This is a genomic window from Komagataeibacter xylinus NBRC 15237 (genome assembly GCF_001571345.1).
Taxonomy (GTDB): Bacteria; Pseudomonadota; Alphaproteobacteria; order Acetobacterales; family Acetobacteraceae; genus Komagataeibacter; species Komagataeibacter xylinus.
Map to the genome: position 1 here is coordinate 1 of NZ_BCTP01000075.1, position 8,267 is coordinate 8,267.

The window sequence follows — 8,267 nt, forward strand, 5'->3', positions numbered from 1 at the left end:
ACCTGCGTGAAAGGGGAAGTGATCTGTTTACAACCTCAATCACGTTGTTCCAGTTGAAAAAGCCGTTTCTGACCGCGGTCTCATTCGTACGGACTACAAGGGAGCAGCCATTGTCTATTGCCATTTTCATATGTATCGCCTGTCTCAAAAATACTCGCACCAGCAAGGAAGTTTCGGGTTTTCTGACTGCTGGCTATTGGGCCAAAATATGAAATATTTGTGGCGTGGCCTTTCTGCCCGATGTGAAACCGCATGATGGTGGAGGTGATGAGGACGTAACGGAATTTATTGTTGCATAAGACCCGTCATTTGAAAACCAAAAAAATGCTGGCTATGCATTCGCGCAATCGTCTATAAAATAAGGCTGATGTGCCAATATAAACGAATAATATGATGCTGATCGGGTACGCGCGCGAAAATTCGGAAGAAGCGACGCTTCTCCATCAGGTAGAAGCACTCCGAAAGGCGGGTTGTCAAAAAATATATGAGGAAAAAGTTCCTACAATGAGGCGGGACTGGCCCATTCTGGGGGACGTCCTGATGGAACTTTCTTCTGACGATACTTTGGTTGTCTATTCTCTGGACCGTCTCGCCTGGTCAACGCCCCACCTGCTGGAGGTGGCTGATCGACTGCGTGAAAAAGGGGCGGGACTGCGTTCCCTGTGTGAACCCTGGGCCGATACCACCGTTCCCTATGGAAAGATGATTCTTGGTGTTTTTGCCGGCATTGCTGAATTTGAACGTGCATTAAGCCGCAACCTCACGGAAACGGGTAGGAAACGGGCCAAGGAACGGGGTGTCCATCTTGGTCGGCCAGCCAAGCTCAGCGCAGAGCAGATTGCGACGATACGAAAGCTTGTCCGTGACGAGAACCTCTCCATTTCAGAAGTTGCAGCCCGTTTTGGCGTGCATAAAGCCACCATCTATCGGGCAGTTACCAATAACAAGTAAGAACTTATTAAGATTTGAATTGAACCGAGTGTTTTCATAAAGGCTTGGAAGCTGGAATATACGATAAGCCCGCATGGTAATTGCCACAAAAATGCTGTGGTGGAGAGTTTTTTTCTGATCGCTTAAGCACCAGCGCATCTAGAGGGTGTTATGCACCTTGAGCAAGTATAGCGGCGTCTCTAAGCATGAAGCATGCGAAAGTGACGACATGAAGACTTGCGGGCGTTGAAGCGTAGCGCTCGTAATCCTTAACGAGTCTGCGGCGTCGTGTGGCCCATGCGAAAGACCGTTCTACGACCCATCGGCGAGGCAGCAGGACAAAGCCGCGCTTGGCTTCGGGCAACCTGACGACTTCAAGCGTGATACCGTGGGTGCGGGCTGCCTCGGCCGGCTTCTCGCATCAGAACCAGATACGGGACAATCAACGACCATTCTTCGTCTGATACGTCAGAGGGATACGGCTTCCGAACTTGCGTCATTCAGCATTACTGAACCAATCGCGCACGAAAGTACATAATACCCTCTAGCCCATCTTATTCACGGGGGCGGTCGAGACTGGGCGGCGGGTATCGCCTAAGCTTTTGATTGGGTTTACGAATTGGGTGTCAAAGCCATCCGTTTCTCCGATCACGCCGAGCCACACCCGCCATGTCCGACGATACGAGCCAGCCGTTCCTGTTTCCAGCCATCCGACACAAGAAAATCACGGCTGATTTTGATGGTGGCCGGATCACCTCGGATGGTGGTGTCCTGTTGCTGGCTGCCGCCGAGCGGCGGATCGGCATGGCCGATCGCCTCGCCCGGCTCATAGCCGATCCACGCAATCCGCGACGGGTGACACACGGGGTGGCCGATATTCTGCGCGCCCGTATGCTGGCCATTGCCTGCGGCTACGAGGACGCCGACGACCTCGATCACCTGCGGTGCGATCCGGGTTTCAAGCTCGCCTGCGGACGACTGCCCGATACGGGTCGGGATCTGTGCTCGCAACCCACGATCTCGCGTTGGGAGAACGCCCCGACTTTGCGCGAGGTCATTCGCCTGACCTATGCCCTGGTCGATACATGGTGCGACAGCTACGCCCGGCCACCCGCCGCGGTGACGCTCGACATCGACGATACGGTCGATGTGGTGCACGGTCATCAGCAACTCGCCCTGTTCAACGCGCATCATGACGAGCGGTGCTTTATGCCGATCCATGTTTACGATGCCGCCACGTCGAGGCCGGTTGCCATTATCATCCGCCCGGGCAAGACCCCGTCCGGACAGGAAATTCGCGGTCACCTGCGTCGTCTGATCCGCCGTATCCGCAGCCACTGGCCCAACACCCGGCTGACCATTCGTGGGGATGGTCATTACGGACGTCCCGAAGTCATGGCCTGGTGCGAGGCGCATGACGTCGATTATATCTTCGGCCTGCCGGGCAACAGCGTGCTGCACCGGCTTCTCGAACCCTCGGCCGATGACATCCGCGTCCGGCGTGCCGAGACGCGGGCGCAATCCCTGCGCGGCTATGCCGAAATCCGTTATGGCGCGAAATCCTGGAAGCAACAGCGGCGCGTGGCCGCCCGGATCGAAGCCACGACGCTGGGCCTCGACATACGCTGCGTGGTCACCAGCCTGCGAGGCGGCAACGCCGAATGGCTCTACGGTGCCCTCTACTGTGCCCGTGGACAGGCCGAAAACCTGATCAAGCGTCACAAGGGCCAACTGGCATCCGACCGCACAAGCTGTCGATCGCCACTGGCCAACCAGGTCCGCCTGGTGCTGCACACTGCCGCATACTGGCTGATGCTCACCCTGCGGGACGCCATCCCAGCCCCACAGCCGCTCGCCTCGGCCGAGTTCACCACGTTACGAAATCGTCTTCTGAAAATCGCCGGGCGTATCCTGGAAACCGCGACCCGTGTCCGTATCGCGTTTGCCGCAGCCTGTCCCGAAGCGGCGCTGTTCCGCAGTCTCGCCATCTCTATGCAGGCTGCCGGCCCGTGACAGACGGGGCTATCGCCCCCGAACGTGCCCCGTCCTCGCAACCCCAGCCGCAGCCATCCACCGTTTCAAAATGACACCGCCTCAACCCGGTGCGATCCCGCGCGCCCAAACCATAGAAACGGAAAAATCCACGCAAAATACTCAATGCCGTGAATAAGATGGGCTAGCCCTTTGATGCTCCACGTGACCTCGAGGAAAGGAATATAGAGGTTGGCATCTTCCGCTCACCCATAGTAGATAACCGCATGAGTGCCATCCGTAAACGGTTGCGACACGCTGCACGAGGTAAGGGAGACCACAGCCATTCGCTCCGTCACGTCGATAGATGTCGCCAAACTGGCCGGTGTGTCACAGTCGGCAGTCTCTCGTGCCTTTTCGTCAAGTGCAAGTATTTCAGACAGAACGAGACAAAAAGTATTAGCCGCAGCTGCCGCCCTCGGTTACCGGCCCAACCGGATACCAAGTATCATGCTCTCTGGACGATCTTGCATGGTTGGGGTCGTGATCGGTGGACTGGATAACCCATTCTATGCTTCCGCACTGGAGCGGCTGGCAATAGCCCTGCGTCAGGCAGAACTTCAGGTTCTTCTGGTTCAGGTGGATGATGCATTGACTTTGGATACCGCGCTTGACCAACTGGCCAGCTACAGAATTGACGCGATTGTGACCTCATTGGCAGTGGGTTCAAAATCCGTTGCTGATGCACTATCAGAACTTCAAACGCCCGTTATCTGTTTTAACTCATCCCTTGTGGGCCCATGGATATCCACAGTCGTATCCAATAATTACGGTGCAGGCCAGACCGCCGCAGGGATTTTCCTCAAACAGGGTGTGACCAATCCTGTCTGGCTGGCCGGCCCAGCAAAAAACGCGGCTTCCCGTGCGAGAGCAGAAGGATTTTGCGACACCCTGAAGAGGGCATCCGGCCATTCTGGCGCACTGATCAAGCTTCGTGGCGATGATACCTATCAGAGCGGTTATAATGCCGTGCGCCGTCTCCTGCAGCGGGGTGTTCGTCCCGATGGTATTTTTTCCAGTAACGATATGATGGCCTGTGGCGTACTGGACGCCCTACGTGAACGCGGAGAGTTGCATTGTCCTGATGATGTGATCGTAGTGGGTTACGATAATATCCCTCAGGCAGCATGGCATGGCTATGATCTGACCTCCTTCGACCAGAGAACAGATCAGATGGTGGCCGTCGCAATGGATATGCTCGATACGGCGCTGCAGACGGTTGATCATCCCTACTCGGAGACCCGCCTCATTAACGCGCAGTTGATCGAACGCGGCAGCACACGCCCGGGTAATTAAGGTATCGGGGGTTGCGCTCCTCGGCAAAAAGGGGCCTTCATTGCATAGCTATGCATACGACACTCACAGCCAGTAGCAAGGAATGCATCATGACCCACCGCACTTTCCGCAGCGTTCTCACCGGCTCGTTCTCGACCCCATGTGCAGACAATCCAACCGTCGCAATGATCGAAGCCGGTTTCCGGCACGCAGGAATAGACGCACGTTACATTAACTGTGACGTGAAGCCCGAGCATCTGGGTGAAGCCGTGCGCGGTGCCCTGGCCATGGAATGGGCCGGCTTCAATTGCTCCCTGCCCCACAAAGTCGCTGTTATCGAGTATCTTGACGACATGGCTGAGGCCGCCCGGATTATTGGTGCAGTCAACTGCGTGAGCATCCGTGATGGTAGATTGATCGGCGACAATACCGACGGTAAGGGTTTTCTCGCTTCTCTCCAGACCGTCATACATCCTGCAGGTACGAACGTCTTTCTTCTCGGCGCCGGTGGAGCCGCGCGGGCGATCGCCGTCGAACTGGGTTTGGCTGGCGCAGCGCATATAACCGTGGTCAACGTGGAAAAGACGCAGGCTGACATTATTGCCGGTCTCGTGCGTGACAACACGAAATGCGATGCAACGGCTCAGTTGTGGGCAGGCGAGGCGCGCATCCCGGATGGAACGGATATCGTGATCAACGCGACATCGGTTGGTTTTGGAGACGCGGAGGCCATGGCGGCAGTAGATGTAGACACCCTGAAGACAGGACAGATAGTCGCGGATGTCATTCCTAATCCGCCGACCACCCGCTTCCTGCGTGAGGCCAAAAAACGGGGATGCACACCGCTTGAGGGTCTTGGAATGCTAGTCAATCAGGGTGTGATCGGTGTGGAACTGTGGTTGGGAAAGACGCTTGATGCAACGGTTATGAAGCGTACTTTGAGCGATATATTCAACACGTCCGACGCGGAATGAACTCCGGGCACTGCCCCATATCATGGAAAATGGAGGTCCCGTCATGACCCACACGCCGGGCACCCAAGACAAGTTCGCTTCCTTGATGCATAAGCGTGCCCTATCCGCTTTCGCAGATTTAGCCCATGAAGAGGACCAGACACAGTCTGCACGTCGATATGTCTCCATCGCTGCCGCAGTAGCAGCAGTCGGTGGGCTACTTTTTGGCTACGATACCGGTATCATCGCGTCCGCTCTGATTTTCGTGACACAGACATTCTCTCTTTCAACAATGGGGCAGGAATGGGTTGCGGCCTCGTTAAACATCGGTGCTATTTTCGGTGCTGTGCTAAGCGGTCCGGTTTCGGACCGCTGGGGCAGGCGCCCTGCCATTATGGCGGCAGCGGTGGTATTCATCGTGGCATCGATCGGATGTGGGCTGGCCCCTGATGTGACGGTGCTGATCTGGGCCCGCCTCGGCCTGGGCGTTGCCGTTGGCGCCACGACGCAGATCGTGCCCGTCTACGTAGCGGAATTGGCACCAGCATCCCGTCGGGGAGGACTGGTGTCGCTATTCCAGCTTGTTTTCTCTCTAGGACTGCTTCTTGCATTTTTTGTTGGCTACGAACTTTCAGGCAGTGCGGAGTCATGGCGTGCCATGTTTATGCTGGGCGCGCTGCCCGCATTGCTCCTGGCATCTGGTATGCTGTTCTTGCCCGAAAGCCCGCGCTGGCTGTTGCATAATGAGCGCGAACGGCATGCGGTGTCTGTTCTCTATCGGCTCCGCGGCCATAAGGAAGTTGTACGCGATGAGCTTGACGAGGCACTCGTTGTCAGGACCGAAGAAGACAATGGAGCCGATTGGAGAAGCATCAGACAGATATGGGTTCGCCCGGCACTTATCGCCGCGTTGGGGGTGGCTGCTTTTTCTCAACTATCAGGGCCCAACGTCATTGTTTACTATGCCCCCATCATTCTGTCGCAGGCCGGGCTAGGACATTCCGCAGCGTTACTGACATCTGTTTCCGTTGGCGTTACCTCCACTCTCACAACAGCCATGGGGATTGTGCTGATCGACAAAGTGGGGAGGCGCCGCATGATGCTGGTTATGCTGCCATTTGCTGCGCTCTCCCTGTTTGTGCTGGGGGCCATTTTCGTCAGTGCGGCACCACTCACAGGTCTACGTCTGACCCTGATGGTAATTTCCTTGCTAGGATATATCTTCTTTAATTTTGGTTCGCTATCCGTCGCGGTCTGGCTGATTGCCGCTGAAGTGTTTCCTCTCGTTATACGCAGCAAGGCAATGGGGTTGGCGAGCGCAACAGTCTGGCTTTCTGACACTGTTGTATCCTTGATTACACTCTCCCTGGTTAACGCCTTGGGTACGACAGGAACGTTCTGGCTATTTGGGCTTGTTAACGTCGCGGCATTTCTGTTTGTCTGGAAATATGTCCCTGAAACAGCCGGGACAACATTAGAGCATATTGAAAATTCTTTGCGTCATGGAAATTTTTACAAAACACATGGAAAGTGATAATTATAAATAACTATAATAAATTCATTTTTATTATTTCAATACAGAAACTAATGTTGACCCTGCCCCGAACGTGCCCTCAGTTTTGAGTTAGGGTCTGTGGGTTATTGTATGCCTTGCTGGCGTGTTGAGCGAAAGCCTCTGGAGTCATGCCGTTGAGGTTGGTGTGCGGCCTGACGGCGTTGTAGTCAGCCTGCCATGCTCCGCCATGCGCCGATAGCCAAATCGTCGCCGCTCTGCAGCCAGTTCGCGCAGCCGCCCCCGCACTGCGGCATCATCCGGGCGGCGTGACGCATAGCACTAGGTCTTCGGATCCATGCCAATGAGCCGGCAGGCCCGTCGCTGTGAATAGTCTTTCTCCCGGATCGCCCAGGCCACGGCGTCCTGCCGCAAACCGGGCGTCACGAGTTTTTTGCCAGCAGTTCCTTCAGCGTCGAGACGTCCATCACGCTCTCCGCCAGAAACCGCTTCAGCTTCGCGTTCTCTTCTTCAAGAGCCTTCAGCCGCCGCGCTTCCGATATCTCCATCCCGCCGTATTTCGATCGCCATGTGTAGAATGTTGCATCGCTGATCCCATGCTTGCGGCACAGATCGGCTGCCGTCGCGCCCGCCTGATGCTCCTTCAGTATCCCGATGACCTGCTCCTGCGTGAAACGTGCTTTCTTCATCGTCTGTCTCCTATGGACAGACCTTACTTCAAATCAAGGGCATTTCAGGCTCGGGTAATCCGAGCGATGCTCGTCCAGAAGGCGCACGGCGCGCTCACGGAACTCAGGCGAATAACGCGATGTCTTCTTCTCTACCATAGGGCTCATCCTCCGAGAGTTTTACTCTCCGGTAAACCCGGGGCAGTTCAATTAGTCATCTGGCTCGGAATTAACCCAGGCCAAGTGCAGAGCTCGACAAACTCTATCCGAACTTTTCTGTCAATAAGGTCTGTTAGGCCTTGATGTAGTCTGGCTGTAGCAGCGATGAGGAAGAATGCGGCTGTTGGTTGCGGCAGCCAGAAAATCGCAGAGATCGTTCGCCGAAGAGGTTCCGGTGGGGTCCCGCTCTTCGGACAAACGTCCTCAATCAGCGGCTCCGACTGACTGCTTGTTTTTATGGTGCAGATGAAGATGTATTGATGATTTCAGGCGCACGGCTTCATCCCTGTATTCGGCAAACATATTGGATATACACAGACATATATAAAATGCGCCACAGTAAAATAAAGCAGGCTTTCGGGCCTCAAGCAAGGTAAGATAGTTCACCAGTCTGGTTTTGTTCAAAGGGGCTGAAGCAATGACGCATGATATTCCCAGTGCTGTACCGGCCGCAATATCTGTAAAGAAATGATATCCAAAAAACATACGCGTGGTGTTAATAATTAATATAAATAAAAATGATACAATTCCAAGAGAATTACTGGAACGATATATGGTATAGGCGAGGCCGCCTAATAACGCTGCATGATCACTGGGGAAAGAAGCCCAATGATTGAATGCGTCAGGGTCTATCCAGTAAGGCGTTGCCAAGTGTAAGTTTGGGTCATGTAGAGGTCT

General features: G+C 54.9%; 8 protein-coding genes and 2 pseudogenes. 6 read left to right on the forward strand and 4 right to left on the reverse strand.

Translation table 11 applies throughout. The annotated features are described in order from the left end of the window. Nucleotides 1–212: hypothetical protein (locus GXY01S_RS18800; protein ID WP_218003174.1), on the forward strand; the 212-nt coding region annotated here is incomplete at its 5' end. A gap of 178 nt (nucleotides 213–390) precedes the next feature. After that, nucleotides 391–951 (forward strand): recombinase family protein, encoded by a 561-nt coding sequence (locus GXY01S_RS15725; RefSeq protein ID WP_061276637.1) that lies wholly within the window; start codon nucleotides 391–393, stop codon nucleotides 949–951. A gap of 148 nt (nucleotides 952–1,099) precedes the next feature. Here the strand turns inward: GXY01S_RS15725 and GXY01S_RS17605 are convergent. Beyond that, nucleotides 1,100–1,345 (reverse strand): annotated as a pseudogene (locus tag GXY01S_RS17605) (transposase); the annotation flags it as partial. A gap of 254 nt (nucleotides 1,346–1,599) precedes the next feature. On the opposite strand from GXY01S_RS17605, the gene GXY01S_RS15730 reads away from it, so the two are divergent. The 4 genes from GXY01S_RS15730 to GXY01S_RS15745 all read left to right on the forward strand — a co-directional run bounded on the left by GXY01S_RS15730 (nucleotide 1,600) and on the right by GXY01S_RS15745 (nucleotide 6,723). Then, nucleotides 1,600–2,943, forward strand: coding sequence for an IS1380 family transposase (locus GXY01S_RS15730; RefSeq protein ID WP_019087664.1), 1,344 nt, complete (start codon nucleotides 1,600–1,602; stop codon nucleotides 2,941–2,943). A 249-nt stretch (nucleotides 2,944–3,192) separates the two neighbouring features. Beyond that, nucleotides 3,193–4,257: a LacI family DNA-binding transcriptional regulator gene (locus GXY01S_RS15735; protein ID WP_242501312.1), complete on the forward strand. Its 1,065-nt coding sequence runs from the start codon at nucleotides 3,193–3,195 to the stop codon at nucleotides 4,255–4,257. Between the two features lie 89 nt (nucleotides 4,258–4,346). Next, entirely contained in the window at nucleotides 4,347–5,210 is an 864-nt protein-coding gene (locus GXY01S_RS15740; protein WP_061276645.1) for a shikimate dehydrogenase family protein, read from the forward strand. A 43-nt stretch (nucleotides 5,211–5,253) separates the two neighbouring features. Beyond that, nucleotides 5,254–6,723 (forward strand): sugar porter family MFS transporter, encoded by a 1,470-nt coding sequence (locus GXY01S_RS15745; protein ID WP_061276638.1) that lies wholly within the window; start codon nucleotides 5,254–5,256, stop codon nucleotides 6,721–6,723. A gap of 79 nt (nucleotides 6,724–6,802) precedes the next feature. Here the strand turns inward: GXY01S_RS15745 and GXY01S_RS19255 are convergent, their stop codons facing one another. The 3 genes and pseudogenes from GXY01S_RS19255 to GXY01S_RS17615 all read right to left on the reverse strand — a co-directional run. Further along, complete coding sequence (locus GXY01S_RS19255; protein ID WP_169797766.1) at nucleotides 6,803–6,949, reverse strand: integrase core domain-containing protein; 147 nt, start codon at nucleotides 6,947–6,949, stop codon at nucleotides 6,803–6,805. Next, nucleotides 6,931–7,391 (reverse strand): annotated as a pseudogene (locus GXY01S_RS17610) (transposase); the annotation flags it as partial. The gene GXY01S_RS19255 and the pseudogene GXY01S_RS17610, both read right to left, overlap by 19 nt. 402 nt (nucleotides 7,392–7,793) lie before the next feature. Continuing rightward, nucleotides 7,794–8,267 (reverse strand): phosphatase PAP2 family protein (locus GXY01S_RS17615; RefSeq protein ID WP_156470338.1); only part of this gene is annotated, 474 nt, incomplete at its 5' end.

Coding starts and splice junctions, on each gene's coding strand:
- GXY01S_RS15725 (WP_061276637.1), top strand. CDS start 391: ATGATGCTGATCGGGTACGCGCGCGAAAATTCGGAAGAAGCGACGCTT.
- GXY01S_RS15730 (WP_019087664.1), top strand. CDS start 1,600: ATGTCCGACGATACGAGCCAGCCGTTCCTGTTTCCAGCCATCCGACAC.
- GXY01S_RS15740 (WP_061276645.1), top strand. CDS start 4,347: ATGACCCACCGCACTTTCCGCAGCGTTCTCACCGGCTCGTTCTCGACC.
- GXY01S_RS15745 (WP_061276638.1), top strand. CDS start 5,254: ATGACCCACACGCCGGGCACCCAAGACAAGTTCGCTTCCTTGATGCAT.